19 protein-coding genes and 3 pseudogenes are annotated in these 26923 nt (G+C 67.8%); 10 read left to right on the forward strand and 12 right to left on the reverse strand.

What is annotated here, in order from left to right; all coding sequences use genetic code 11:
* Positions 1–102: 102 nt before the first annotated feature.
* Positions 103–1320 carry a TIGR00374 family protein gene (locus tag MMSP_RS00745; protein WP_015354199.1) on the forward strand — a complete coding sequence of 406 codons (1218 nt, stop codon included), beginning with the start codon at positions 103–105 and terminating at the stop codon, positions 1318–1320.
* 1 nt (position 1321) lies between these two features.
* On the opposite strand, the gene MMSP_RS00750 is transcribed toward MMSP_RS00745, so the two are convergent.
* Positions 1322–1831, reverse strand: coding sequence for a hemophore (locus tag MMSP_RS00750; RefSeq protein WP_012392419.1), 510 nt, complete (start codon positions 1829–1831; stop codon positions 1322–1324).
* 354 nt (positions 1832–2185) lie between these two features.
* On the opposite strand from MMSP_RS00750, the gene MMSP_RS00755 reads away from it, so the two are divergent.
* Both MMSP_RS00755 and MMSP_RS00760 read left to right on the forward strand, forming a co-directional pair.
* Positions 2186–5203: an efflux RND transporter permease subunit gene (locus MMSP_RS00755; RefSeq protein WP_020785062.1), complete on the forward strand. Its 3018-nt coding sequence runs from the start codon at positions 2186–2188 to the stop codon at positions 5201–5203.
* The gene (locus MMSP_RS00760) at positions 5200–5739 is read left to right on the forward strand and encodes a helix-turn-helix transcriptional regulator (protein ID WP_012392417.1); all 540 of its coding nucleotides are present in this window, start codon (positions 5200–5202) and stop codon (positions 5737–5739) included. Before MMSP_RS00755 ends, MMSP_RS00760 begins: the two co-directional genes overlap by 4 nt.
* Here MMSP_RS00760 and MMSP_RS00765 read toward each other — a convergent pair.
* Together MMSP_RS00765 and MMSP_RS00770 are read right to left on the reverse strand one after the other, a co-directional pair.
* Positions 5726–6415 carry a hypothetical protein gene (locus MMSP_RS00765; protein WP_011739302.1) on the reverse strand — a complete coding sequence of 230 codons (690 nt, stop codon included), beginning with the start codon at positions 6413–6415 and terminating at the stop codon, positions 5726–5728. The two genes, MMSP_RS00760 and MMSP_RS00765, sit on opposite strands and share 14 nt — an antisense overlap.
* Positions 6412–7059, reverse strand: a complete 648-nt coding sequence (locus tag MMSP_RS00770) for a hypothetical protein (protein ID WP_020785063.1) — start codon at positions 7057–7059, stop codon at positions 6412–6414. Before MMSP_RS00770 ends, MMSP_RS00765 begins: the two co-directional genes overlap by 4 nt.
* Before the next feature lie 42 nt (positions 7060–7101).
* Here MMSP_RS00770 and MMSP_RS00775 point away from each other — a divergent pair.
* Positions 7102–9096: pseudogene (locus tag MMSP_RS00775) on the forward strand (M13 family metallopeptidase).
* 56 nt (positions 9097–9152) lie between these two features.
* Here MMSP_RS00775 and MMSP_RS00780 read toward each other — a convergent pair.
* The 5 genes and pseudogenes from MMSP_RS00780 to MMSP_RS00800 form a co-directional block, all read right to left on the reverse strand.
* Positions 9153–11389 (reverse strand): annotated as a pseudogene (locus MMSP_RS00780) (molybdopterin-dependent oxidoreductase).
* Positions 11376–11972, reverse strand: a complete 597-nt coding sequence (locus MMSP_RS00785) for a TetR/AcrR family transcriptional regulator (protein ID WP_036425897.1) — start codon at positions 11970–11972, stop codon at positions 11376–11378. Before MMSP_RS00785 ends, MMSP_RS00780 begins: the two are co-directional and overlap by 14 nt.
* 197 nt (positions 11973–12169) lie before the next feature.
* On the reverse strand, positions 12170–13183 hold the full coding sequence (locus tag MMSP_RS00790; RefSeq protein WP_036425899.1) for a L,D-transpeptidase family protein: 1014 nt from the start codon (positions 13181–13183) through the stop codon (positions 12170–12172).
* A 119-nt stretch (positions 13184–13302) separates the two neighbouring features.
* Positions 13303–14559: an MFS transporter gene (locus MMSP_RS00795; RefSeq protein WP_036426981.1), complete on the reverse strand. Its 1257-nt coding sequence runs from the start codon at positions 14557–14559 to the stop codon at positions 13303–13305.
* 117 nt (positions 14560–14676) lie between these two features.
* On the reverse strand, positions 14677–14967 hold the full coding sequence (locus tag MMSP_RS00800; protein WP_011739296.1) for a metal-sensitive transcriptional regulator: 291 nt from the start codon (positions 14965–14967) through the stop codon (positions 14677–14679).
* A 139-nt stretch (positions 14968–15106) separates the two neighbouring features.
* On the opposite strand from MMSP_RS00800, the gene ilvD reads away from it, so the two are divergent.
* From ilvD to MMSP_RS25480, 4 genes and pseudogenes are all read left to right on the forward strand, one after another.
* Complete coding sequence (gene ilvD / locus MMSP_RS00805; RefSeq protein WP_020785071.1) at positions 15107–16801, forward strand: dihydroxy-acid dehydratase; 1695 nt, start codon at positions 15107–15109, stop codon at positions 16799–16801.
* A gap of 225 nt (positions 16802–17026) precedes the next feature.
* Positions 17027–19529, forward strand: a pseudogene (locus MMSP_RS29685) (PE family protein).
* Positions 19530–19632: 103 nt separating this feature from the next.
* The gene (locus MMSP_RS29245) at positions 19633–19755 is read left to right on the forward strand and encodes a hypothetical protein (protein ID WP_020727835.1); all 123 of its coding nucleotides are present in this window, start codon (positions 19633–19635) and stop codon (positions 19753–19755) included.
* 114 nt (positions 19756–19869) lie between these two features.
* Positions 19870–20031 (forward strand): metallothionein, encoded by a 162-nt coding sequence (locus MMSP_RS25480; protein WP_231389811.1) that lies wholly within the window; start codon positions 19870–19872, stop codon positions 20029–20031.
* 45 nt (positions 20032–20076) lie between these two features.
* Here the strand turns inward: MMSP_RS25480 and MMSP_RS00825 are convergent, their stop codons facing one another.
* The 4 genes from MMSP_RS00825 to MMSP_RS00840 are packed head-to-tail and all read right to left on the reverse strand — an operon-like array spanning position 20077 to position 24365.
* Positions 20077–22152, reverse strand: coding sequence for a beta-glucosidase (locus MMSP_RS00825; RefSeq protein WP_020785074.1), 2076 nt, complete (start codon positions 22150–22152; stop codon positions 20077–20079).
* A gap of 56 nt (positions 22153–22208) precedes the next feature.
* Positions 22209–22733: a TIGR04338 family metallohydrolase gene (locus tag MMSP_RS00830; RefSeq protein WP_012392407.1), complete on the reverse strand. Its 525-nt coding sequence runs from the start codon at positions 22731–22733 to the stop codon at positions 22209–22211.
* Entirely contained in the window at positions 22730–23479 is a 750-nt protein-coding gene (locus MMSP_RS00835; protein ID WP_012392406.1) for a DUF2786 domain-containing protein, read from the reverse strand. The genes MMSP_RS00830 and MMSP_RS00835 overlap by 4 nt, the downstream gene beginning before the upstream one ends.
* Positions 23480–23525: 46 nt before the next feature.
* Positions 23526–24365 carry an alpha/beta hydrolase gene (locus MMSP_RS00840; RefSeq protein WP_020785075.1) on the reverse strand — a complete coding sequence of 280 codons (840 nt, stop codon included), beginning with the start codon at positions 24363–24365 and terminating at the stop codon, positions 23526–23528.
* Positions 24366–24426: 61 nt separating this feature from the next.
* Between MMSP_RS00840 and MMSP_RS00845 the strand changes: the two genes are divergently transcribed.
* A complete protein-coding gene (locus MMSP_RS00845) occupies positions 24427–25341 on the forward strand; it encodes a sigma-70 family RNA polymerase sigma factor (protein ID WP_020785076.1) in 915 nt (304 codons plus the stop codon).
* A 120-nt stretch (positions 25342–25461) separates the two neighbouring features.
* Entirely contained in the window at positions 25462–26889 is a 1428-nt protein-coding gene (locus MMSP_RS00850; protein WP_020785078.1) for an alpha/beta hydrolase domain-containing protein, read from the forward strand.
* The last annotated feature ends 34 nt before the right edge of the window (positions 26890–26923 follow it).

Genomic DNA, 26923 nt, shown 5'->3' on the forward strand with positions numbered 1-26923 from the left:
GCTGCCACCGCCACCACGATCCGGTCACGACCCCAGAACGAGGCAGACACGGTCAGTGACGTGCGGCGATCGTGGCATCACCTGCGCGGTTACCCTTATTCGATGTCGTTTGACGCCCCCGTCCGCAAACTCCGCCAGCGTGTGGGGGCGCTGCCCCGCGCTCGCGGGACGGAGGCACCCCGTGGCAAGTACTGGTGGCTGCGGTGGGCCGTGCTCGGCATCGTCGCGATCGTGCTTGCCGTCGAGGTGGCGCTGGGCTGGGACCAGCTGGCCAAAGCCTGGATGAGCATGTATCAGGCCAAGTGGTGGTGGCTGCTCGCGGCGATGGTGGCCGCGGCGGCGTCGATGCACAGTTTCGCGCAAATCCAGCGCACCCTGCTGAAGTCCGCGGGTGTGCACGTCCGCCAACTTCGGTCCGAAGCCGCGTTCTACGCCGCCAACTCGCTGAGCACCACCCTCCCCGGCGGTCCGGTGTTGTCGGCCACGTTCCTGCTGCGCCAGCAACGCATTTGGGGCGCCTCTACGGTGGTGGCGTCGTGGCAGCTGGTGATGTCGGGAGTGCTGCAGGCGGTGGGCCTGGCACTGCTCGGCCTGGGTGGTGCCTTTTTCCTGGGCGCCAAGAACAACCCGTTCTCACTGCTGTTCACCCTGGGCGGGTTCATCGCGTTGCTGCTGCTTGCCCAGGCGGTGGCCTCACGTCCGGAGTTGCTCGAGGGAATCGGCCGCCGGGTGCTGGCGTGGGTCAACTCGATCCGCGGCCGGCCGGCCGCGACCGGCATGGAGAAGTGGCGTCAGATTCTCATGCAACTCGAGTCGGTGAGCCTGAGCCGGCGCGATTTGGGAGTGGCATTTAGCTGGTCGCTTTTCAACTGGATCGCCGACGTCGCGTGTCTGGGCTTCGCCGCATACGCCGCGGGCGACCACGCGTCGGTCGCCGGGTTGACCGTTGCCTATGCGGCGGCCCGCGCGGTGGGCACCATCCCGTTGATGCCGGGTGGACTGTTGGTGGTCGAGGCCGTGCTGGTGCCTGGTTTGGTATCCAGCGGCATGGCCCTGCCCAACGCCATCTCCGCGATGCTGATCTATCGGCTGATCAGCTGGTTGTTCATCGCCGCGATCGGCTGGGTGGTGTTCTTCTTCATGTTCCGCACCGAGAAGGCCGCCGATTCCGACGCTGGCGACCCGCCAACCGACCCAAATCTGGCGATCGTCATCCCCATCCCGGGCGAACTGTACGAGGACCCGGCCGAAACGGCCCTGCAAGGTCCGCTACCGCCCCCCGACCGCGGGTGCGAGGGCAACCCCGGACGCGTCGGCTAGCTCAGCCGGCGCGGTTCGCCGGCGCCGGCCCGGGCAGCGGGCCCGCCGCCACGGGCAGATTCCCCGGCGTCAGCGGCAGCCCAACGGCCGGTAGTCCCGACAAAGCACCGCCATCTTGGGCCGCCTGCGCCAGCCCCACCGCCTGCGACAGCGTGATCGGCAGCCGACACTGCGTTGAGAGATTGGTCAGCGGCTGCGACAGCGACTGCAGGTCGCTGGCGACTTTGGGATTCTTCTCCAGATAGCTCTTCAGCGATCCGAACGATTGCGGGCCCGCGGAGCCCTGGAAGGCCGCGGTCATCGCCTGATTGGTCTCCGGATGCGAGTCCAGGTAATCGCCCGTCTGCTTGGCGACCGAACCGATCGTTCTGGCCACTTCACTGGCGGCACATGGATCGGTAGCACCGGTGGCCGTCGGCTCTGCCACCGTCACGAGCGCGAGGCCCGGCAGCCCGACGGCGACCAATGCGGCGAACAGCCCGCGGCGCTTTGTCGCATTGCCTGACTTCATGGATAACTCCTCATGGATTGCATAACGTACGAATTCCCTTGCCACGCCAGTGGCGGCGATCAGCGACGCATTCCGTCGCGATCTGTCTGGACTGTCCCGGGTTGGTACTCGGATCGACCCAAGTCCCCCGCGTGGACATCAGCCATACTGCCATCTCCGGCGCGGGCACCGCCAACTCGCGCCGCGGCCCTGCGGCCACCCGGTGAACTTCACAGTGTCTTCCGAGCGTCCTGGCAGTGTCGGCATCGTTGCGGCTCAGCAACCAATAAACGGACCTACTCCACATTTGTCTGCGGTAGGCTCGCGAGCAACGCGTCGCGTGAGAATTACGGGGAGTCCGACATCCAGCAGTTCATGATGCGCCTGAGCCGCAACCTGCGCAGATTCCGCTGGTTGGTGTTCACCGGATGGATGCTGGCTCTGGTCCCGGCAATCTATCTGGCGCTGACTCAGTCAGGGAATCTCACCGGTGGCGGCTTCGAGGTCGCCGGGTCCCAGTCACTTCGGGTACACGATGTGCTCGAGGCGCAATACCCCGACCAGGGGGCATCCTCGCTGGCCCTGGTGGCGACCCCGCGCCCGGATGCCAGCTACCAGGACATCACCGACGCGGTCGCGCAACTGAGACGAATTGCCGGCGAATTTCCCGGGGTCTCGGAGGTGCCCGACCCCACCCAGCGGCCCCCGCAACCCGATCGGCCCTACGTGGTGTCGCTGCGCCTGGACGCCCGCAACGCGGGCACCAGCGACCTCGCCAAGAAGCTGCGCGCGCGAGTCGGCGTGGAAGGCGACAAACCGGGACAGACGGCGGATGGCCGGGTACGGCTCTACGTCATCGGCCAGGGTGCGCTCAGCGCCGCTGCGGCGGCGAACACCAAGCACGACATCGCCGCCGCGGAACGCTGGAACCTGCCCATCATCCTGATCGTCTTGTTGGCGGTGTTCGGCTCGCTGACCGCCGCGGCCATCCCGCTGGCGCTGGGGATCTGCACCGTCGTGGTCACGATGGGCCTGGTCTACCTGCTGTCGATGCACACCACGATGTCGGTGTTCGTGACGTCGACGGTGTCGATGTTCGGCATCACGCTGGCCGTCGACTACTCGCTGTTCATCTTGATGCGTTTCCGCGAGGAGTTGCGCTCCGGCCGTCAGCCCCAGGAGGCGGTGGACGCCGCCATGGCCACGTCCGGGCTGGCGGTGGCGCTGTCCGGCATGACCGTCGTCGCCTCGCTCAGCGGTATCTACCTGATCAACACCCCGGCGCTGCGATCCATGGCCACCGGGGCGATCCTCGCGGTGGCCGTCGCCATGCTGACATCGGCCACCCTGACGCCCGCGGTGCTGGCCACCTTTGCCCGGGCCGCCGCCAAGAGGTCGGCCCTGCTGCATTGGTCGCGCCGGCCGGAAAGCACCCAGTCCCGGTTCTGGACCCGCTGGGTGGGCTGGGTGATGCACCGGCCCTGGATCACCGCGTTGTCGGCTTCGGTCGTGCTGCTGCTGATGGCGGCACCGGCGGCGTCGATGGTGCTGGGCAACAGCCTGTTACGCCAGTTCGATTCCTCGCACGAGATCCGCGCCGGGGTGTCCGCGGCGGCCCAGGCCCTGGGACCGGGCGCGCTGGGTCCGGTCCAGGTGCTGATCAAGTTCCCCGACGGCGGCGCCTCCACGCCCGCACACAGCCAGACGGTCGGCGCGGTCCGCCAGCGGATGGCCCAAGGTCCCAACGTCACCACGGTGGCACCGCCGAAATTCGCCGAGGACAACGACAGCGCGCTGCTGAGCGCGGTGCTGTCGGTGGATCCCGAGGACATGGGTGCCCGCCACACCGTCGACTGGATGCGCAGCGAGCTACCGCAGGCTGCCGGCGGCGCCCAAGTCGACGTCGGCGGATCGACCGCGCTGATCAAGGATTTCGATGACCGGGTGTCGGCGACCGAGCCGCTGGTGCTGGCCTTCGTCGCGCTGATCGCCTTCGTGATGCTGTTGATCTCGATCCATTCGGTGCTGCTGGCGCTCAAGGGCGTGCTGATGACCTTGCTGTCGGTGGCGGCGGCCTACGGCAGCCTGGTCATGGTGTTCCAATGGGGCTGGGGGGAACGGCTCGGCTTCCCCCAGCTGACCTCCATCGACTCCACGGTGCCGCCGCTGGTCCTGGCGATGACCTTCGGGCTGTCCATGGACTACGAGATCTTCCTGCTCACCCGAATCCGGGAACGCTTCCTGCACACCGGCCGGACCCGCGACGCGGTGGCCTACGGCGTGAGCACCAGCGCACGCACCATCACCAGTGCGGCGCTGATCATGATCGCGGTGTTCTGCGGATTCGCCTTCGCCGGCATGCCGCTGGTGGCCGAGATCGGCGTCGCCTGCGCCGTCGCGATCGCGGTGGACGCCACGATCGTGCGGCTGATCATGGTGCCGGCCCTGATGGCGATGTTCTCGCAGTGGAACTGGTGGTTGCCCAGATGGCTGGGCCGGATCCTGCCGTCGGTGGACTTTGACCGGCCGTTGCCCGAGGTCGACCTCGCTGACGTCGTGGTCATTCCCGAGGACATCGCCGCGACGATTCCGCCTGGCGCCGACTTGCGCATGGTGCTCAAGTCGGCGGCCAAGCTCAAGCAGCTGGCACCCGACACCATCTGCGTGGCGGACCCCCTCGCATTCACCGGCTGTGAGCGGGTCGGCAAGGGGCCGGAGCGGATTCCCGAGCTCGTCAAGGACGGCCTCAACCTGGCCGGCGGCACCGACACCGCGGGACCGGGCGGTGCCGCTGAGGCCAAGAACGGTTCCAACGGGCAGTCGGCCGCGCGAAAGGCCGTCGGCCTGGCCTACCGCAGCGGCATCGCGCGCGCGATGTCGTGGGCGGAGCGCCCGGTCCATCCGGTCACCGTGTGGCGCGGGCGGCTCTCGATCGCACTGGACGCGCTGGAAACCAACGCCTCCGAGCGGCGGGCCGGCCCGGGCAGCGGGCGAGAGCCCAGCTACCGGCGGCGCAGCCCGGTGGAAACCACCAACGTCCAATTGCCCACCGGGGACCGGCTGCTGATCCCGACCGGGGCCGAAACGTTGCGTCTCAAGGGCTACCTGATCATGAGCCGTAACAGCAGCCGGGATTACGCCGAACTTGCAGACATGGTCGAAGCGATGGAACCCGAGACCGCGGCCGTCGTACTGGCGGGGATGGACAGGTACTACTGTTGTCAACCGCCAAGGCGGCAATGGATCGCCACCCAGCTGGTTCGGCGTCTTGCGGATCCGCATCCGTCTGATGTCGACGTTGAGTGGCCCCAGCCCGATGACAAGGCAGACTGGGAGGAAGTCCGGCAACGCTGTCTGGCGGTGGCAGTAGCCATGTTGGAGGAGGCGAGGTGACGTTGGCAACCGACCAGCGGAAACCTGCGCAAGTACAGCCGCCGCACCGCCCCGATGGTGACAACCGCGAGCACTTCGTTGACCAGCCGGTGGAATTTTGGCCGACGGCAGCCATCCGTTCCGCGCTACAGAGCGGCGATATCGCCACCTGGAAGCGCATCGCCGCCGCGCTCAAGCGCGACCCCTACGGTCGCACCGCGCGCCAGGTGGAAGAGGTCCTCGGCGGAGCCCGGCCGATTGGCATCTCCAAAGCGCTGTGGGAGGTGCTGGACCGGGCCCGAGCCCATCTGGAAGCCAATGAGCGCGCCGAGGTCGCCCGTCACGTCAAGCTGCTGATGGATCGATCGGGTCTGGGCCAACAGGAATTCGCGTCCCGCATCGGCGTTTCGCCCGAGGACCTGGCCGCCTACCTGGACGGCAGCGTGAGCCCGTCGGCTTCGCTGATGATCCGGATGCGTCGCCTGTCCGACCGGTTCGTGCGGGTCAAGAACACCCGCGCGGCCGACTCCGACCAGGACGCGGCTAGCGGGAGTTGATCGGCACCACGTCGAGCACCAGCCAATCGTTGCCGCGCTTGGTCAAACTCACCCGCAACGCGGGCGCGGCCTGACTGGGCGGTTGACCGGGCGAGTTCTGGGTCACCCGCAGAATCACCGCGACACTGGCCGCCGACGGCCCCAGCGCCTCAACCCCGGCCGACAGCGTGTCGGCCTGGGCGGTGATCTTGTGTTGCACCAGATCGGCGCTGGATTTGGCGTACTGCGCTTTGAACTCCGCGACCCGCTCGGGCACCATCATCGCGGCGGCCCGGTCGGCAGACGCGTTGGGCGCACCCGGCGAGAAGGAGGCCACCGCCTCGGCCATTCCGGTGGCGATCGCGACCACCCTTCGCGAGTCCCGGTTGAAGTCGCGGTCGGGGGACGTCCAGTGGGTGTATCCGGTCAGCACCGCGGCCACCAACGCAGCAGTGCACAAAAAGACCACCGCCAGGCGCAGCCCGGGCGCCTCGTCGTCGGTGCCTACAGTGACCGCATCGCGGCGGAACAGCCAAAAATTGACGGCCACCCCTTCCAGGACCAACAGGACCAGGACCGAGCACGCCGATATCCACCACCACGGCCAGCCCAGGATGAAACCGATCATGACCAGCGCCGCGATCGCGACCAGCGGGGCCAAGATGTCGAATGCGGCAAGCCGCCATGCGTTTCTCATCGGATCGAAGCCAGCCCGGAGACCAACAGCTTGCCGTCGACATCGGAGACTTCCACCCGCAGGCTCCAATGCACCGTCTGCGGCTTGACGCCGGCGTTCTCGGCGACCGATGTCGCCACCAGCAGCACCGAGTCTGTTCTGCTGGCAAACAGCGGCAGCTTGGTGGTCACCACCGGCCGAGCGGTACCGGGCCGGGTGTCCAGATCGCGGTGCACCGTTTCGATCGCCACCGCCTCGATCCGGCCGCTGCTGTGTGTCTGCAACTTCTCCACCACCTGCCGGTAGGGCTGCACGGCCGCGTCGAAGTCGGTGTTGAGCTGTCCGACCGTGCCGTCGTGCAGCTGCTGCAGGCTGGAGTCGATGTTGCCGGCGTTCATGTTGATCAGCACATCCGTCCATTCGGCGGCGGCCTGCATGACACGGGTCAGGTAGACGCGCTCGGAGATTTCGTCGCGGTGGCCGATCCAGATCAGCACACCGAGCACCACCGCGGCCACCGACAGCACGCCGAGGAAGGCCGAGCCGACGCCATAGCTGGAGAACATCCCTTCGCCGGACGACTCCCCCTCGGTAGCGGCGGGCGCTGAGTCTGCAGAATCCGGATCGGAGTCTTTGGCGGTATCGGCCGCGGCGTCGTCTGGCATGGCCCGATCGTCGCACTTGAAATGAGGTGAAAAGATGGCGGGGTGACGTATGCGGCTGTTCGCTCGGGTATCGACCTGAGCCATGTAGATCCTGATGCCCGTCCGCAAGACGACTTGTTCGGCCACGTCAATGGTCGCTGGTTGAAGGAATACGACATACCCGCGGACCGGGCGACCGACGGCGCATTTCGCCACCTGTTCGACCGCGCCGAGGAGCAGGTGCGCGAGCTGATCATCGAAGCCAGTCAGCAGGGCGCCGCTACCAGGACCGACGAGCAGCGCATCGGTGACCTCTACGCCAGCTTCCTCGACGAGGAGACCGTCGAGCGCGTCGGCCTGCAGCCGCTGCACGACGAAGTGACCGCGATCGATGACGCCGCCGATCGCGACGCCCTGGCCGCGGCTATCGGGGCCCTGCAACGCACCGGGATGGGCGGTGGCGTCGGGCTGTACGTCGACACCGATTCCAAGGACTCGACCCGCTATCTCATGCACTTCTCCCAATCGGGCATCGGCCTGCCCGACGAGTCCTAGTTTCGGGAGGAGCGCCACGCCGCGGTGCTGGCCGCCTACCCCGGGCACATCGCCCGGATGTTCAGCCTGGTGTTCGGCGGCGACAGCACCGACCACGCCGACGTCGCGGCGCGCATCGTGGCGCTGGAAGCCAAACTGGCCGCGGCCCACTGGGATGTGGTGAAACGCCGCGATGCCGAACTCACCTACAACCTGCGCACGTTTGCCGAACTGCAGACCGAAGGGTCGGGATTCGATTGGACGGGCTGGGTCACCGCCGTGGGCACCACCCCGGCCGCCGTTGCCGAACTGGTGGTGCGCCAACCCGATTACCTACGGACCTTCGCGTCGCTGTGGACCAGCGAAAGCCTCGAAGACTGGAAGTGCTGGGCGCGCTGGCGGTTGATCCGGGCCCGCGCTCCGTGGCTGACCAGTGACCTGGTTGCCGAGGACTTCGAGTTCTACGGCCGCAGGCTGACCGGCGCCGAGCAGATTCGGGACCGCTGGAAGCGGGCGGTGGCGCTGGTGGAGAGCCTGACCGGTGACGCCGTCGGCAAGCTCTACGTGCAACGGCATTTCCCGCCGGATGCCAAGGACCGCGTCGACAAGCTGGTGGCCAACCTGCGGGAGGCCTACCGGGTCAGCATCACCGACCTGGACTGGATGACCCCCCAGACCCGCGAACGGGCATTGACCAAATTGGCCAAGTTCACCGCCAAGGTCGGCTATCCCGTCAGATGGCGCGACTACTCCAAGTTGGTGATCGACCGCGGCGACCTCTACGGCAATTTCCGGCGCGGCTACGCGGTCGACCACGACCGGGAGCTGGCCAAGCTCGGCGGCCCGGTCGACCACGATGAGTGGTTCATGACGCCGCAGACCGTCAACGCCTACTACAACCCCGGGATGAACGAAATCGTGTTCCCGGCAGCGATTTTGCAGCCACCGTTCTTTGATGCGCAGGCCGATGACGCCGCCAACTACGGGGGAATCGGCGCGGTCATCGGACACGAGATCGGGCACGGATTCGACGACCAGGGCGCCAAATACGATGGCGACGGCAACCTGGTCGACTGGTGGACCGATGCCGACCGTACCGAGTTCGCACACCGGACCAAGGCATTGATCGACCAGTACGAGGCCTACGTGCCGCGGGATCTGGCGGCTTCCGAGGGCCCGCCGCATGTCCAGGGCGCGTTCACCGTGGGTGAGAACATCGGCGATCTGGGCGGACTGTCCATCGCCCTGTTGGCCTACCAGCTCTCGCTGCAGGGCAAGCGGGCTCCGGTCATCGACGGTCTCACCGGCGTGCAACGGGTGTTCTTCGGCTGGGCTCAGGTGTGGCGCACCAAATCACGTGACGCCGAGGCGATCCGGCGGCTCGCCGTGGACCCGCATTCCCCGCCGGAGTTCCGGTGCAATGGCGTCGTGCGCAACCTGGACGCGTTCTATGACGCGTTTGACGTCGCCGAGGACGACGAGCTGTTCCTGACTCCGCAGAGCCGGGTCAGGATCTGGAACTAGCCCCTGACCCCGGCGAGCAGACACAAACTCGCACGGTTTCGCGGCTGGATATGCGATTACGCGTCTGCTCGGCAGGCCTCGATTCGGGCCGGCACATGCTTGTGCCAGGGCATCCCGGCGTAGGGGTCGCGCCATTTGGTCGAGGTGAGCGCGTTCGGGGCGACTCCTGGAACAACGGTTCGGCCGTCGCCGTCGACGTAGTCCAGGCCGAAACCGTTGGGCAGCGAGGCATGCCCGGGCAGCATCACCTCGGTGACCTCCACCGTCGCCTCGGCGGCGCCGGCCGCGGTGGTGATCCGGGCCCGGCATCCGTCGGTAAGCCCGAGAGCCTGGGCATCCTCGACGCTGACACGCAGTGCGCCATCGGCGTCGCGTTTGCGCCACGACGGGTCACGGAAGATGTCGTTGGCGGTGTAGGCGCGGCGCTCGCCCACCGACAGCACGATCGGCAGCTCTGTGGTGGTCAACGACATCTTCAGGTCGGCCAGTGACCTTATCTCGTCCAGCATTTCGGGAATGCCCAGTGCGATCTTGTGATCGTCGTTATTGATGAGTTCGAAGTCGTCCTCGTAGTTGTGGGCGGTGAAGGTGACCCCGGAGCGACCGTTGAGGATCGCGTCGAACAGCGCGTTCCCGTCGGTGTGCCCAGCCCGCCGAACCGCATCCGGGTAGGTCATCGCCGTCTTCTGCGCCAGTCCCCACAGCGCGGCGGCGCCGGCCATACCGTCGGGCAAGGTGGGGCCCAGCGTTTCGTAGAGCACATAGGGAAGCAGTTTGGCCACGCTCGGATTGGAGGCCACCGCCACCAGGAACGCCTCGGTGTACGCCTGACGCCCCCGCTGCGCCGCCTCCCGCAGCGGCCGCAGATCATCGTCGGTGACAAAACCCAGGGCGCGCACCAACCGGGCCCAGATCTCGGGTTCGGGCAACGTGCCCGGCAACGGGTCCAGCAGTGGGCGCCGTAGATGCACCGCGTTGTGCGGGAATTCCAGGTTGAAGAAGGTGGCTTCGGGCTTCTCGAATTGCGAAGCGGCCGGTAGCACGTAGTGGGCGAGCCTGGCGGTCTCGGTCATCGCCACATCGATGACCACCATCAGTTCCAGCGCCTCGAACGCCTGCCGGCAGGCCGCCGAATCAGCCAGGGAGTGAGCGGGATTGGCGCTCTCGACGATCATGGCGCGGAATCGGTCGGGGTGGTCGGTGAGAATCTCCTCGGGAACCACGTTGCCGGCACCAGTCCGGCGATGATCCGTGCCCCGGTGACCGGGGTGCGCCCGGAGGTCATGCTGAACAGCGGGGCGAACGACGAATGCAGGTGCTGGCCGCCCTTTTTCGCGAAATTTCCGGTGAGAATCCACAGCATCTTGTTCAGGTAGGAAACCAGCGTGCTGTTGGGTGCCTGCTGGACGCCGAGGTCCTCGAACACCGCGACGCTGGCGGCGCCGCCGATGCGCCGCGCGGCCGCGCGCAGCAACTCCTCGTCGACCCCGCAACGCTGCGCAAACTCGGCGACCGGCACCTCAGCCAAGACCTCGCGGACTTCTTCCACACCGCGCACATGCTCGGCGAGAAATGCTTCGTCACAGAGGTTTTCCTGGACCAGAACCGCCGCCAATGCGGCGACGCACCAGGCGTCGGCGCCGGGGTGCACCCGCAGGTGAAAGTCGGCCATCTTCGCGGTGTCGGTGACGACAGGGTCGATGACGATCATCGACCGGGCGGGATCTTTGGCGATCTCGTTGAGCACCACCCGCGCCCTGGGGAAGCTTTGCGACATCCAGGGGTTCTTCCCGATGAACACCGACACCTCGGCGTGTTCGAACTCACCACGGGTATGACCGCCGTAGAGCTTCCCGTCTATCCACGCCTCCCCGGTCTTCTCCTGTGCCAACGCATTTGACCGGTAGCGGGAGCCCAGGGCTTTCAGGAAGGCGCCACTGTAGACACCGCCGAGGTGATTGCCCTGGCCCCCTCCGCCGTAGTAGAAGATCTTGTCGCCGCCATGCACATCCCGGATGCGCTTGAACCCCTCGGCGATCTCGACAATGGCGGTGTCCCAGTCGATCTCCTCGTAGGTCCCATCCGGGCGGCGCCGCAACGGCGCCGTCAGCCGGCCTCGGCTGTTTTGATAGTGGTCCAGCCGCAAAGCCTTGTTGCAGGTGTACCCCCGTGACGCCGGATGCGCTTTGTCGCCACGAATGCGGGCCAACGTACGATCCTCGACCTGTACCACGATGCCGCAATTGCATTCGCACAGGATGCAGGCCGTGGGCTGCCAGTCAGTTGTGGTCATTGCGATTCCCTTCCGGCCGTTGCGCCAGCAGCATGCTGCGCAGTTGGCGGTGAACAACATCCAGCGGCGTCAGGTCACGCCGCACCCGAGCCAGCAGGAGTGCGCCTTCCAGCGTCGACATCGCCGTCACCGCCAACTCGTGGGCGCTATCCAGGGGTATGCCGTCGCTGACGAACCGCTGCGCGATCAGATCCGACCAGCGGTCGAACACCGCTGCCGCGTGCTCGACCACCGGAGCCATCCGTTCCCGATCCGATGGTTCGCCGGCTTCGACCGAGACCGCCGCGACGGGGCAGCCAGCGCGAAAATCGTTGGCGCGCAGCTGCTCACGATACTGATCGATGAGGGTGTCAAGCAGGTCCAAACTCCGGTTCGCCGAACCGATGATCTTTGCGACATGCGCGCCGGCGTAGTCGACGGCCTCACACAACAACTGAGTGCGTCCGCCCGGGAAGTAGTGGTAGGCCGACCCGCGCGGTGCGCCGCTGTGTTGCAGCACATCGGAGATGGCGGTGGCGCGCGCACCACGCTCGCGAATCAGAAGTACGGCTGAAATGACCATCCGTTCGCGCGGACTCGGCATATGTATGCTGCTATACATAACACCCGGACCGGCGAAAGCCCTGTTCAGAAATCGACATCGGGAATTTGCGGTGGGTTCAGCAGTCCCCGACATGCGAGCGCACTCGCGAAATTGGGCGACGGGCGCGATTCAGTGCAGATTCAGGGCCGATCTAGGGCCGGTATTGCGCCCTCAGGCGCGCACCAGCACCGGCACCGCTAGATCTGCCAGTCTTGCGCGCCGTCGTTCTTGTTGTAGGTCCCCACCGAGTTCTTCACCACGATCGGGTCACCGCTGCCGAAGTTGTCGAAGAACCACTTGGCGTTGGTCGGGCTGAGGTTGATGCAGCCGTGACTGACATCGCGCTTGCCCTGGTCCCCTACCGACCACGGCGCACTGTGCACGAAGTTGCCGCTGTTATCGATCCGGACGGCGTCGGCGACGGTCACCTTGTAGCCCTGCGGCGAGTTGACCGGCACACCGTAGGTCGAGGAGTCCATCACCACCGTGGGCATCTTCTCCAGCACGTAGTACGTGCCGTTGGGCGTCTGGTGGTTACCGGCCGCCATGCCCATGGACATCGGGAAGGTCTGCTCGACGACCCCGTTGCGGGTGATCGTCATCTGGTGCGTGGCGTCGTCGGCGGTGGCCACCAACGAGTCACCGGTGCGGAAGCTCGATTTGGTGCCCGCCGCGTCGATGTTCACCGCGGTGTTGGCCGGCCAGAATTGGAACGGCCGCCAGCGCACCTGCGTCGGAGTCATCCAATAGAACTTGCCCGGCACCGGCGGAATCGACGAAATGTGGATGGCGCTTTCGGCCATCGCCTGGTCGGCGATCGGCACCTGGAAGTTGATGATGATCGGCTTGGCCACTCCAACCATCGCACCGTCAACCGGGTTGAACGACGGCGGCCGGAACGGGGGCGGGCCGAAGAACGGAGTCGGGTCCTGCCCGGCCACCGGACCGGCAGCGACCGGCACCAATGGCGGCGGGGCCAACGGGTCGGGGAACGGCGGCGGCGCCAGCGGGTCGGGCATCGGCGGCAGCGCCAGCGGCCCCGGCGGGTCCGGCGCGGGTTCGGCCGGGGCAATCACCGGCGGATCGCCGGGAGCGTCATCCGGGTCGGCAACAGCGGGGCCGGCACCCAGCAGCAGCACGCCAACGACTCCGGCCGCATTGACAGCGGCGAAGAGGCTTCCCCTGATTCGGCCTCTCGTCCAGCGCGACATATGACATCCCTCCGGTCACGTCCTGGAACCCAGTGTGGCATAGCACAGCCACCCGATGCCCATTCCGCGACCGTCCAAAACCCCGTCAGCCGACGATTCCGAGTCTTTGAACTGCGACTTTACTGGTTGTGTGAAGTTGCGCCAGCAACCGCGACCGGGGCCTCGAACACGCGGCGAGCCGACGTCATCCCGACCAGCGCCACGCCCATCAAGCCCGCGGAAGCGGTCAGCATCATCGCCACACTCCGCTCATAGAGCAGCCCACCGATCAACGAGCCGGCCATGATGCCCACCTGAAATGCCGTCACATAAAGGCCGGAGGCGCCGTCCGGGTCGTCGGCCCCGCTGCGCATCGCCGCGGATTGCAGCATCGGCGACACCGCGGTCGCAGCGGCGCCCCACAGCACGATCGCCCCCGTCCCGACCACCAACGCCGTCATCGGGGCCAGGTGACCCCCGAATGCCAGCGCGGTCAGCAGCACGAACGCAAACGTCAGCCCGGCCACACAGAAAATGATGGTGCCCTTTGGCCGGCGGTCCAGCGGTCGCGCCACCAGCGCCACCGCGACGACACCCGCGACACCGTAGGCGGCCAACAGCCAGGCCAGGCTGGGCCCACGCACACCGACGACTTGCCGGATGATCACCACGATGTAGGTATAGGAAACGAAATGGCCGGTGACGCCGACCATGGTGATCAGGCTGACGATGATCAGCGCCCGGTTGCGGTGATGCCGCGACCGCGGGCCCACATACTGCAACTGATCGGCGCTAAGCACCATTTCGGGGAGCAACAGCCGGGCGGCCACCGTCACAACGGCGGCCGCGACCGTCACACAAACCGCGGCCAGCCGCCAGCCCCACATCAGGCTCAGGGCCGCGGTGAGCGGGCTGCCGATCACCAGCGCCAGGCTGGTCCCGATGTAGATCGAGGTGGTGGCGCGTCCGGCGTGGCTGGGCGGCACCAATCGGGTAGCGATCGGGGCGATCACCGACCACAGCAAGCCATGGGTGATCGCGCACAGCGCCCGTCCGGCGGCCAGCACCGCAAAATTGGGCGCCAGCGCCGAGATGAGCTGCGAGATGGTCAGACACACCAGGCTGACCATCAGGGCGTGGCGGCGCGGCCAGTGCGCGGTCCAGCGCACCAGCGGAACCGTCGTCAGGGCCGCAACCAGCGCATACCAGGACAACAGGATCCCCACCAGTACCACGCTGATGTGCAGGTTCCGCGCGATGGCCGACAAGGCGCCAACCGGCAGGATCTCCGCGGTCACATAGATGAAGGCCGCCGCCGCCAGCACAGACAGTTGTGCAGCGACTCGTGGCGTCCACGGTCGCGCTGCGGTGGTTGCGGTTCGGGCTTCGGAAGTCATGGCGAGTGCGACGGGATCGGCCGGTACTGCGGTAGTGCTACGACCGATCACGCTGCTCTCACCGTACGCACCACACCGGCGGCATTAAACCCGGTGGCCCCGCAACACACCCTCGCGTTACGAACGAACAAGACGTGCGATGGCCGCGGACGCCTCCGCGAGCTTGCCGTCGGCGTCGGTGCCCCCCTCGGCCACCGCGCGGGTGACGCAGTGATTCAGATGTTCGTCGAGCAGGTTCAAGGCCACCGACCGCAGTGCGCTGTTGACGGCGCTGATCTGGGTGAGCACGTCGATGCAGTACTTGTCCTCGTCAATCATGCGGGCGATGCCGCGCACCTGACCCTCGATCCGGCGCAGCCGCTTGGCATAATTTTCCTTCTGCTGCGAATACCCGTGTGCGGTTGTCATAACTCTCCATACGCGCGGAACGCTCCCCCGACGGAAGTCTCTGATCACACTTGCCGGAGGGACTCAGTTGCATGATATACCCCGTTGGGGTATGAGGTCCCGATTTTGGCGACGATGACCCTGCGAGCATACTTGGGCAATGCCAGAAGCCGATATCAAGCCCCGTAGCCGCGACGTCACTGACGGACTGGAAAAAGCCGCTGCCCGTGGCATGTTGCGGGCGGTAGGCATGGTCGACGAAGACTTCGCCAAGGCGCAGATCGGGGTTGCCTCGTCCTGGAACGAGATTACGCCGTGCAACCTCTCGCTGGACCGGCTGGCCAAGTCGGTGAAAGAGGGGGTGTTCGCCGCGGGCGGCTACCCGCTTGAGTTCGGCACGATTTCGGTCTCCGACGGCATTTCGATGGGTCACGAGGGCATGCACTTCTCCCTGGTGTCGCGCGAAGTGATCGCCGACAGCGTGGAAACCGTGATGCAGGCCGAGCGCCTCGACGGCTCGGTGGTGCTGGCCGGATGCGACAAATCCCTGCCCGGAATGCTGATGGCCGCCGCCCGTTTGGATTTGGCGTCGGTGTTTCTCTACGCGGGCTCGATCCTTCCGGGGGTCGCCAAGCTCTCCGACGGCAGCGAACGCGAGGTCACCATCATCGACGCGTTCGAAGCGGTCGGCGCGTGCTCGCGAGGGTTGATGAGCCGAGCCGACGTCGACGCCATCGAGCGCGCGATCTGCCCCGGCGAGGGTGCCTGTGGCGGGATGTACACGGCCAACACGATGGCCAGTGCCGCTGAAGCACTTGGCATGTCGCTGCCGGGCAGCGCGGCGCCCCCGGCCACCGACCGCCGCCGCGACGGGTTCGCCCGGCAAAGCGGTCAAGCCGTCATCGAATTGCTGCGCCAGGGCATTACCGCTCGCGACATCATGACCCGGGAGGCGTTCGAGAACGCCATCGCGGTGGTGATGGCATTCGGCGGCTCGACCAATGCGGTGCTGCACCTGCTGGCGATCGCCCATGAGGCCAACGTCGAGCTCACGCTCGACGACTTCAGCCGGATCGGCTCGAAGGTGCCGCACCTAGCCGATGTCAAGCCGTTCGGCCGCCATGTGATGTCCCACGTCGACCACATCGGCGGCGTGCCGGTGGTCATGAAGACTTTGCTGGATGCCGGCCTGCTGCACGGGGATTGCCTGACCGTGACCGGCCGGACCGTGGCCGAGAACCTGGAGGCCATTGCTCCGCCGGACCCGGACGGCAAGGTGCTACGCGCGCTGAACAACCCGATCCATGCGACCGGGGGCATCACCATCCTGCGTGGATCCCTGGCCCCCGAAGGTGCCGTGGTCAAGACGGCCGGCTTGGACACCGATGTATTCGAAGGAACGGCACGGGTTTTCGACGGCGAGCGGGCCGCGCTGGATGCCCTCGAGGACGGCACCATCACCCACGGTGACGTGGTGGTGATCCGTTACGAGGGACCCAAGGGCGGCCCCGGGATGCGGGAGATGCTCGCCATCACCGGCGCGATCAAGGGCGCCGGGCTCGGCAAAGACGTGCTGCTGTTGACCGACGGTCGATTCTCCGGCGGCACAACGGGCTTCTGTGTGGGACACATCGCGCCCGAGGCGGTGGATGCCGGACCGATCGCGTTCGTGCGCGACGGCGACCGGATCCGGCTCGACGTTGCCGGCCGGACGCTCGACGTTCTGACCGACCCGGCAGAGTTCGCGGCCCGTCAACAGAATTTCACTCCTCCGACGCCGCGTTACAAGACCGGCGTACTGGCCAAGTACGTCAAGCTGGTCGGCTCCGCCGCGATCGGCGCGGTCTGCGGCTAACCCGATAAGCCCGGATGGCTTGTGGTTGAGCGGTTCTGGAACCACCAGCCGCCCGGGCCGGTGCCCGCCACCCGGGCCGTACCCACGGCTGCGCCACCGGCGCCCTGGGATGCCGCGCGTTTCCACGACAACCGCGACAGGCGCCACACCTTGGCGATACCATCGTGGAATCCATCGCCCAGCACCTGCTGGGCGATGGATTCGTGAGGTACAGCGAGGTGCGCGATGACGTTTGTACTGGTCTCCCCGGAAGCCATGGCGTCGGCCGCGGCCGACATAGAGCGCATCGGGGCGCTACTGACCCAGGGAAACGCCGCTGCCGCCAGCCCGACCATCAACGTGGCCAGCGCCGCGGCCGATGAGGTGTCCACAGCGATCGCGGCACTGTTTTCCCAGCACGCCAAGACCTATCAGCTGCTGGCCGCCGAGCTGGCCGCCATTCATGACCGGTTCACAAAAACCGTTCTGGCTAGCGCGAATTCATATGCCTCTGCCGAGGCGACCAATGCTGCCGACGCCCTGCTCGGGGTGATCAATACGCCCACTCAGGCACTGCTGGGCCGGCCGCTGATCGGCAACGGCGCCAACGGCACCACGGTCAACGGGGTCGGGACGCCGGGCGGAGACGGCGGCATCTTGTACGGCAACGGCGGCAACGGCGGAACCAGCACCAACGCTGCAACGGCCGGCGGCGCCGGCGGATCCGCCGGCCTCATCGGCAATGGCGGCATCGGCGGCCAAGGCGGTGCCGGCGGGATCGGCGGCGCCGGCGGGTCCGCGGCATTTTTCGGCAATGGCGGTGCGGGCGGGCACGGTGGCGCCGGCGGGGCCGGTGGAATCGGGGGCAACGGCGGGTTCTTCGGCAACGGCGGGGCCGGTGCGGTAGCTACGGCAACGGCGGCGGGGGCGGAAACGGCGGCACGGGTGGGGCCGGGGCCAACGCGGTGGCCGGAACCGGCGACAACGGCAGCGACGGCGCCGCTGGTGGCCAGGGTGGCTCCGGCGGCAACAGCGGCGCCGGTGGGACGAACGGCAGCGGCGGCAACGGCGGCCTCGGAGGCGCCGGTGGCGACGGGGGCAGCGGCACCGCCGACACCGGCGGCGGTGCGGGCAACGGGGGCAGCAGCGGCAAGGGCGGTACCGGAGGGGTCAGCGGCGTCGCCGGTAGCGGAGGCGCGGGCGGCACCGGAGGCGCCGGAGGCACGGGAGGGGCGGGCGGCACCGGAGGCAACGGCGCAGCGGGCAAGAGCGATACCGGAGACATCGGCGGCAGCGGGGGCTACGGCGGCGACGGCGGAAACGGCGGCAACAGTCTTCCCGGGGGCACCAACGGCGCGGGCGGCACCGGAGGCACCGGAGGCGAGGGCGGAGGGGCGGCACCGGCACCCCCGATACCGGCAGCGGGGGCGGTGATGGCGGAGACGGCGGCTACGGCGGTAGTGGCGGCTTGCCCGGGCATGGTGATGGCGCCGACGGTGTGGCCGGCACCGGCGGCAAGGGCGAAGCGGGCGGAGCGGCCGGCACCGGCGCGAACGCCACCGCCGGAACCGACCGCTACGGCGGTTATGGCGGCGACGGCGGTGGCGGCGGGGGCGGCGGCTACGGGGGCAACAGCATCCGGGGGACCGGCGGGGTTGGCGGCGAGGGCGGCACCGGCGGCAACTCCGCTGCCGGCGGCACGTCCGGCGACGGCACCCAGGTGGCCTGGGGCCGGGGCGGCGATGGCGGCGACGGTGGACAGGGCGGCTACGGCGGCGCCGGCTCGTTCGAGCAACCCGGCGGCACTGGCGGCGCCGGCGGCACCGGTGGTACCGGCGGCAATAGTGGCACCGGCGGCACCAGCGGCAACGGCGGCTCCGGCGGCCCGGGCGACTACAACGAAAACGGCTATGCCGGGGGCAGCGGGGGGACCGGCGGCACCGGCGGTGACCCGGGGACCGGCGGGACGGCGGCCGTCGGCGGCGACGGCGGCACCGGTGGCATCGGCGGAGGCGGCGGCTACGGGGGCACCGGCTTTGATGCGGCGGGCGCCATGGGCGGGATCGGTGGAACCGGCGGCACAGGCGGCAACCCGGGCCCCGGCGGTATCGGCGGCAACGGTGGCGATGGCGGCACCGGCGGCCCCGGCGGGTACGGCGACACCGGCTTCGGAACGGCGGGATACGCCGGCGGCACCGGAGGCACCGGCGGGACAGGCGGTGCCCCCGGGCCCGGCGGTAGTGCCGCCGGCAATGGTGGCGCCGGCGGCATCGGCGGCACCGGCGGCAGCGGGGCCACCTCAGCGGGGTTTGCCGGCGGAGATGGCGGCAAGGGCGGTACCGGTGGCACTGGCGGTTCGGCCGGTGCCGGTGCCGCTAATGGCAGCGGCGGCACCGGCGGCCAAGGCGGATACGCCGGCAAGGGCGGTTACGGCGGCATCACCAACGGCACCTACGAGGGCATGCCCGGCGGCGTCGGCGGAACCGGCGGCGCCGGCGGCGAGGGTGGATTGCCCGGCACCGGCGCGGGCACCGCCGGCAGCATCGGAAGTGCCGGTAACGGGGGCGAAGGCGGGTTCGGTGGCACCGGCGGCAACAGCTACTACGCCGGAAACGCCGGCCCGGGTGACCAGGGCGGAGCCGGCGCCAACGGCGCTCCCGGCCTGGCCCGGCGGCACCGGCGGCGCCGGCGGGTTCGGCGGCACCGGGGGAATCGCGAACGGCACCGGAAACGGCGGAACCGGAGGTAAGGGCGGAACCGGCGGCTACGGCGGGACAGGCGGCACCGCAACCACGGCCGGCCAGACTGGCGGCGACGGGGGCGACGGCGGCAAGGGCGGAGGCGGCGGCGCTGTGGGCGGCATCGGCGGCGGCGGTGGCACCGGCGGCACCGGAGGCACCGGCACCCCGCCCGGCGGAGCCAACGGCGGACCGGGCAAGACCGGCGCGGACGGCCTCGGCGGCCACACCAGCTGAGCCCGACGACCCGATCGGCTACCCCAAAATCACCCATCATCCTTTACCAGATACCCGTATAGGGTATAAAATCTTGCGGAGGTAAACCGGAGGGACTTCAGTCCCATGACTTGGATGAGGGAGATACCGATGGCAACTCACGAGGCCGGGACCATGTTGACCTGCGGCCACGAAGGCTGCGGCTGTCGCGTTCGGATCGAGGTACCGTGCCACTGCTCGGGCTCCGGCGAGCCCTACCGCTGCACCTGCGGTGACGCCTTGGTTCCCGTCCAGTAGGCATGAGGGGCCGGCCGGATCCCGGGAACTCGTCGATTCCGGCGATCAGCGTCCGAATGTCCGGCCGGCCAGCTCCGCCTCGGCGGCCGCGCTCAGCGCGGCCGCCGAGGCGCCCACCGCGACCGTGTAGGTGCCCGCTTCGATGCGCCAGCACCCGGCGGCGCCGTCGTAGCAGGCCAGCAGTCGTGGATCGGCAACGATCTCCACGGCACACGACTGGCCCGGTTCGAGTTCGACTCGCTCAAACCCCAATAGCCGCAACCGCGGCTCACCGGTGACCGCGGTCAGGTACACCTGCGGGACATCCGCCCCGCTTCGATCGCCGGTATTGGCGACCCCGAACGTGACCGTCACCGTGTCGCCGCCGCTGACCGCCAGGTCCCGGTAGCCGAAACTGGTGTAGGTCAGCCCATGCCCGAACGCGAAGTTCGGAACCTCTCCGGTGGTAGCGAACCAGCGGTAGCCGATATCGGCGCCCTCGCGGTAGTGGATGCGCATCGGCGCTCCCACCGGCGCCCCGTAGCCGGGGAGCTCCGGGCGCGGTGTCTGGCCGAGGCCGACCGGAAACGTGATCGGCAGCCGCCCGCACGGATTCACCCGGCCGGCCAGGACTTCCGCGATGACCCGGGCACCCGCCTGGCCCGGATACCAGGCCTGCACAATCGCGTTCACCGGGTCTTGCCACGGCATGGCCACCGGGTTGCCGGTCTCGAGCACGACCACCGTGTTCGGGTTTGCCGCCGCCACCGCACTGATCACCGCGTCCTGCCCCCACGGCAGCGTCAAGTCGGCGCTGTCGAAGCCTTCGCCCTCGGCCCGGATTGCGAATACCACCGCGACGTCGGCCCGCCGGGCCACCGCCACCGCCTCCGCTGGGTTGATCCCCGGATCGAATTCGAGCTCAGCGTTGCCAAACTGGGTACGCAACTCATCGAGCGGGCTTGACCCAAGCAGATAGAGGTTGCGCACGCCCGCCGTCAGTCCTGCCCCGCCGATCGGAATCACCTCGGCGTAGCCGCCGGGGGGAACCACAGCGCTGGAGCCGTAGCCGGCCACCACTCCAAGCTGCGCGTAGCCGCCGATGACGGCGATGCGGGTGCCCGGCGCCGGCGTCAGCGGTAGCACTCCCCTGTTCTGCAGCAGCACAATTCCCTGGCGTGCGATCTCAGCGGCGACCTCGTCGTGGGCATCCATGTCGGGCGCCGGTGCCGGCTCCCAGCGATCGACACCGACCGCGAACATCGACCGCAGGATGCGTCGGACCATCTCCGAGAGGCGAGCTTTGGGAAGCCGCCCCTCGTGGTACGCGGCCCGCAGCGGATCGCCGAATGCCTCTGATTGCCAAAGGATCGCATCGATCTGGGCGCCGCACTCCTGATCCAGGCCACCCAGCGCGCACTCCCATCCCGGCGTGCCGCCCCAGTCCGACATCACCCAACCGCGATATCCCCAGGCCCCTTTGAGCACCTCATTGATCAACTCCCCGTTGGCGGCGGCATACACACCGTTGACTTTGTTGTACGCCGCCATCACCGCGCCAGGCTGGGCGCGTTCGATGGCAATCTCAAAGGCCAGCAAGTCCGATTCGCGGTGGGCATCGGGATCGATGACGGCATCCAACCAGTGCCGGTTGGTCTCATTGCAGTTCAACGAAAAGTGCTTGACCGTTGAGATGACACCCTGTTGCTGGATGCCGATGATCGACTCTGCGACCATGGCCGCCGTCAAAAACGGGTCCTCGGAAAGATATTCGAAGTTGCGCCCGTTGCGCGGGTCCCGAGCCAGGTTCATCGCTCCCGCCAATTGGACGTTGAACCCGCGGCTGCGGGCCTCGCGACCGATCACTTCACCCGCGCTACGGGCGAGCGCAGGGTTGAAACTGGCCGCCAGCGCAAGTCCGGCCGGCAATGCGGTGGCGGTGTCACCGGGGCGATACCCGGGATTGGTGACGCCCAGGCCGGCATCGCTCATCAGCAACGCCGGCACCCCGAGCCGCGCAATCCCCGGCACGTACCCGGCAGACATCGGCACGTCCGCGGGTATGCGTTCATCACGCAGCGGCCACAGGTCGCCGGCCCCCATCACACCCAGCAACAGCGAGAAGCGCTCCTCGTCGGTCATTTCGGACTCAACTTGGCGGGCACGGACGTCAGCGGGGGCATCGTGACCCGACGAGCTCACCGCACACCCTCTTTCGCGTACACAACCCGCAGCACGTGACCGAGTTCGGGCCCCATCACCAACTCGGCCAGGGTGCACATCGTCGCCACGAACTCCGGGCCGTGCGGCGGCGGCACCTGACACAGATGATGCGCCACTTCATGCAGCACCACCAGCTCGCGCATCGCCCAATCGCCGGCGCCACGGCCGGGACCAGCGCCGGGAACGGCAATGGTTCCCACGCCACCGCGGTTTTCGTAGTGCGCCGCGGTGGCCGCCTGGCGCGCCCGCACCCGCAGCGGTGACACGGCGGGCCAGTGTTGCCGCACCGCGGGCAGCCCCAGCACGGAATCGACATAACTCTGCACCGACGACACCGACGCAAACCGGCCTTCCGGCGGCAGTGTCAACTGCGTTCCGAAGAACTCCACGCTGGGTGTGCCGTGTTCGGCGGCACGATCGAACAGGGTCCGGACGAACTCCTCGGCCGCGTACACCTTGGCACGCTGGAAGTCCCTTTTGGACGACTCCGCCGCTGTCACCGATCCAGGGCGGTCCTCGCCCCGGGCAGTTCGGGGCTTTTCCCAAGCCGCGCCTGGCGCCCGGCCCGGTCGCCCGCGCGCCGCGCCGCCGATGAATACCCGGCAGAGGCCCTGGTGGCCCGCCAGGTACCACGCGCCTGCGACGCACTGCGGTAATGGTCGCGCAATTCAAGTTCCTTGTCCCGCAGCGCGATCTCGGTGCCCGGCGCCCGGCTTCGGTCCATGGCAACTTCGGTTTTCGCCTGCTCGCGCGCCTCGGCCAGGCGCTGACCGACCCGCGCCCCGAACGCCAATTGAAAGTTGAGCCGGGCGGTGATCGTCGGGGTGGGCCGGTGCGCGCCCGTGGCCAGGTAGCCATCCGACGCCCGCACCATCTGGACCACCAGGCTGGCGTACAGCGCGTGGGTCGCATCGATGTCCTCGGTGAACCCATAGGCGTAGAGGAACGTCGAATTCGTTGCGATGTCACAACGCACGTCATTTGCCGCGCCGATGAGCACGAACAACTGGGCATAGGTCCGCAGACCGCGGGTGCCCGCCGTCCCGATGGTGATGGTGCGCTGGGTCGGCGCCGAAGCGGCGGACCGATGGGCCGAATGAGAGCGGGCCACGGCCAGGTCGATGGAGGCCGCGGTGGCCAGCCGTTGGGCAGCGCTCATGAAAGCATCGGCTTCGTGGGCGTTGTCGGTGCCTTCGGCCTGACGCAGCAGGGCCGCGATACGGGCCAGCATCTTGTCGTCGGTCATGGCGCCAAACTACGGAAGTGATCCGACATTTCCGGGTCCATGCGGTTTACAGCCGCGCAGTGATCCAGGAGACCACATCGTCGAGCACCTGATCACGCTCCGGCTCGTTGAAGGCCTCGTGGTACAGCCCGGGATACTCCTTGAGTTCGACGTCGGCGGATCCGACATGTCCGACCAGGCGACGACTGCCCTCGATCGGAATCAATCGGTCATCGGTGCCGTGTATCACCAGCAGTGGCGCCGTCAAGGCTGGAGCCCGCCGAGGCATGGTCTCCCCCACCTGCAGCAGCGCCCGACCGATTCCGGCCGGGACTCGACCGTAGTAGACCTGCGGATCGTTCTGGTAGGCCGCCACCACCTCCGGATCGCGGGATATGGCGGTGAAGTCCAGTTCCTGTACCGGCAGCCCCGGCACCACCACGCCAAGAACTTTGGCGGCCGCCGCGATCACCGGTGACACCAGATCCTGGGCCGCCACCGCCGGCGCCGAGAGCACCATCAGGTCGTAGTTGTCCGGGCGCTCGACGCCGTAGGCGAACACGATCCCGCCGCCCATGCTGTGTCCGAGCACGATGCACTTCAGGCCCGGGTTGTCCCGGGTGGCGATGCCCACCAGGGTGTCGAAGTCGGCGGTGTACTCGGAGATGTCTCGAACCAGCACCCGCTTGCCGCCGGAGCGGCCGTGGCCACGGTGGTCAAGGGCATAGGTGACCAACCCGGCCGCTCCCAACCGTTGGGCGACGTGATCGTAACGGCGGGCATGCTCACCCAGCCCGTGAGCCAGCACGACGACCGCCTTCGGCGCGGCATCCGGCGTCCAGACGTCGTAGACGATGTGCACGCCGCCGACACCGTCGAAGGTCCGTTCAGTGCGGGTCGTATTCATTACCGGCAGCGTAGTTGCTCGAGGACTGGGAATGTCAGCGACTCTGCGTAGGCTCATTGACGTGAGTGCGCTCGCCGGGAACTCCACGCAGAACTCCATAGCGAACTTCACCGCCCCCGCCGCCGAACGCGAACGGCCGGCCGGCGACGAATTCGCTGTCCACGCCGAGCCCTACCGGCGTGAGTTGCTGGCCCACTGCTACCGGATGACCGGGTCGGTACATGACGCCGAGGATCTGGTGCAGGAGACGCTGCTGCGGGCGTGGAAGTCCTACCACCGCTTCGAGGGCAAGTCCTCGCTGCGGACCTGGCTGCACCGGATCGCCACCAACACCTGCCTGAGCGCGTTAGAGGGTCGGCAACGCAGGCCCTTGCCGACGGGGCTGGCGGCCTCGGGTTCGGATCCGACGGCACCGCTGGTCGAGCGCGCCGAAGTGCCCTGGCTCGAGCCATTGCCCGATTTGATGGCCGATCCGGCGGATCCATCGGTCATCGTCGGCTCCCGGGAATCGGTCCGGTTGGCCTTCGTCGCCGCGTTGCAGCATCTGTCTCCCCGGCAACGAGCGGTGCTGCTGTTGCGAGACGTGCTGCAATGGAAGGCCGCCGAGGTGGCCGAAGCGATCGGCACGACCACCGTCGCCGTGAACAGCCTGCTGCAACGGGCCCGGGCACAGCTCGAGACCGCCCAGCCCAGTGCCGATGACGGACTGGTCGCACCCGATTCGCCGGAAGCCCAAGACCTGCTGACTCGCTACATCGCCGCATTCGAGGCCCACGACATCGACCGGCTGGTGGAGATATTCACCGCCGAGGCGATCTGGGAGATGCCCCCCCTATGCCGGCTGGTATCAGGGCGCGCGCGACATCATCACGCTCATTCACCAGCAGTGCCCGGCCGAATGTCCCGGCGATATGCGACTTATTCCGTTGGTCACCAACGGCCAGCCCGCCGCGGCCATGTACATGCGGGCGGGTGAGACCCATGTGCCCTTTCAGTTGCATGTGCTGGATATGGTTGACGGCCGAGTGTCACATGTGACAGCCTTCCTGGACGGCTCACTGTTCCCGAAATTCGGCCTGCCGGCTTCGATTTGACGATGGCCGGTTCCTTGCGCGTCGCGCCCGTGCCCGGCAAGCCGGCGCTGCTGTTGGGCGCCTTCGATTTGGGCGGGCTGGGCTACCTCGTCGAGGAGTTCTTCGTCTCCGGAACGGCGCATTCCTATGTCCCCGCGGCCGAGCTCGGCGCCGATGGCCGTTGGGACGTAATACCTTCGGACACCGCCGATTACACGACCCGGATGGTGGTGCTGACTCCGGCGGATCCGGCCAGGTTCAACGGCACGGTGCTGCTGGAATGGCTCAACGTCAGCGGCGGCATCGACGCTCCAGCGGTATGGATGATGGCGCATCGCGAAATTGTTCGCGCCGGATACGCCTACGTTGCGATCTCGGCCCAACGGGTCGGCGTCGAAGGTGGCCCAGGCCTGCTTGGCGCGGACCTGTCACTCAAGAACCAAGACCCAGCGCGCTACCGATCCCTGCACCACCCCGGCGACGCCTTCTGCTACGACATCTTCTCCCAGGCCGGCGGACTGCTCCGGGATGCCGATCCTCATGACCTGCTGCGCGGTCTGCGCCTACAACACCTGGTGGCCATGGGCGAGTCCCAATCGGCGATGTTCTTGACGACCTACATCAATGCCGTCGACCCGCTGGCCGAGATCTACGACGGATTCCTCGTGCATTCGCGATTCGCCTCCGCCGCACCGCTGGACGGCGGCTCCGTATTCGAGGAATCCGAAACACCACAAGCGGTCACCTTCCGTCCGGATCTTCGGGCCCCACTGATCACGATCATCACCGAAACCGACCTGTTCGGGGGTGTGCGCCGGGGTTACGTCTACACGCGTCAGCCCGACAATCAGTGGCTGCGGGTCTGGGAGATTCCCGGGGCCGCTCATGCCGACAACTACACGATCCAGGTCGCACCGATCGACACCGGCGACGCGCCGCTGGACGCGATCGTGGCCGCCTATGCGCCGACCGACACCCTGATGGGGCGCCAACTTGACTACTACATCAACTTTGCGCCGCAGCACCACTACGTGGTTCAGGCGGCGGTGAGCGCGCTGAGCTCCTGGGTCCGCACCGGCGAGCCGGCGCCACACGCGGCTCGCATCGCGATGCACGACAGCGATCTGGCCCGGCCCGTGCTGGATCGCAACGGCCTGGCCACCGACGGCATCCGAACCCCGTGGGTGGATGTGCCGATCGCACGGACATCCGGCCACGGCGCCCAGGACAGCATCATGGCCGCCATCTTCGGCTCCGGCGAACCCTTCGACGCCGCCACCTTGGACCGGCTCTATCCGGGCGGAGCGCAACAGTATCTCGACAACTTCAGCGCCGCGCTGGACCGGACAATCGAAAGCGGATTCATCTTGTCGGCCGACCGCGGCGAGATCCTCCAACTCGCGACCGCCACCTTCCCCGGCTCCGGATCGCAGCGCCTAACGCGCCGCTAGCGCTGGGCGCATCGCCGGCCAAACCGTCAGGCAG

This window comes from Mycobacterium sp. 012931 (assembly GCF_000419295.1).
Taxonomy (GTDB): Bacteria; Actinomycetota; Actinomycetes; order Mycobacteriales; family Mycobacteriaceae; genus Mycobacterium; species Mycobacterium marinum.

Coding starts and splice junctions, on each gene's coding strand:
- MMSP_RS00745 (WP_015354199.1), top strand. CDS start 103: ATGTCGTTTGACGCCCCCGTCCGCAAACTCCGCCAGCGTGTGGGGGCG.
- MMSP_RS00750 (WP_012392419.1), bottom strand. CDS start 1,831: ATGAAGTCAGGCAATGCGACAAAGCGCCGCGGGCTGTTCGCCGCATTG.
- MMSP_RS00755 (WP_020785062.1), top strand. CDS start 2,186: ATGATGCGCCTGAGCCGCAACCTGCGCAGATTCCGCTGGTTGGTGTTC.
- MMSP_RS00765 (WP_011739302.1), bottom strand. CDS start 6,415: ATGAGAAACGCATGGCGGCTTGCCGCATTCGACATCTTGGCCCCGCTG.
- MMSP_RS00770 (WP_020785063.1), bottom strand. CDS start 7,059: ATGCCAGACGACGCCGCGGCCGATACCGCCAAAGACTCCGATCCGGAT.
- MMSP_RS00785 (WP_036425897.1), bottom strand. CDS start 11,972: ATGCCGAGTCCGCGCGAACGGATGGTCATTTCAGCCGTACTTCTGATT.
- MMSP_RS00790 (WP_036425899.1), bottom strand. CDS start 13,183: ATGTCGCGCTGGACGAGAGGCCGAATCAGGGGAAGCCTCTTCGCCGCT.
- MMSP_RS00795 (WP_036426981.1), bottom strand. CDS start 14,559: ATGACTTCCGAAGCCCGAACCGCAACCACCGCAGCGCGACCGTGGACG.
- MMSP_RS00800 (WP_011739296.1), bottom strand. CDS start 14,967: ATGACAACCGCACACGGGTATTCGCAGCAGAAGGAAAATTATGCCAAG.
- ilvD (WP_020785071.1), top strand. CDS start 15,107: ATGCCAGAAGCCGATATCAAGCCCCGTAGCCGCGACGTCACTGACGGA.
- MMSP_RS25480 (WP_231389811.1), top strand. CDS start 19,870: ATGAGGGAGATACCGATGGCAACTCACGAGGCCGGGACCATGTTGACC.
- MMSP_RS00825 (WP_020785074.1), bottom strand. CDS start 22,152: ATGACCGACGAGGAGCGCTTCTCGCTGTTGCTGGGTGTGATGGGGGCC.
- MMSP_RS00835 (WP_012392406.1), bottom strand. CDS start 23,479: ATGACCGACGACAAGATGCTGGCCCGTATCGCGGCCCTGCTGCGTCAG.
- MMSP_RS00840 (WP_020785075.1), bottom strand. CDS start 24,365: ATGAATACGACCCGCACTGAACGGACCTTCGACGGTGTCGGCGGCGTG.
- MMSP_RS00850 (WP_020785078.1), top strand. CDS start 25,462: ATGGCCGGTTCCTTGCGCGTCGCGCCCGTGCCCGGCAAGCCGGCGCTG.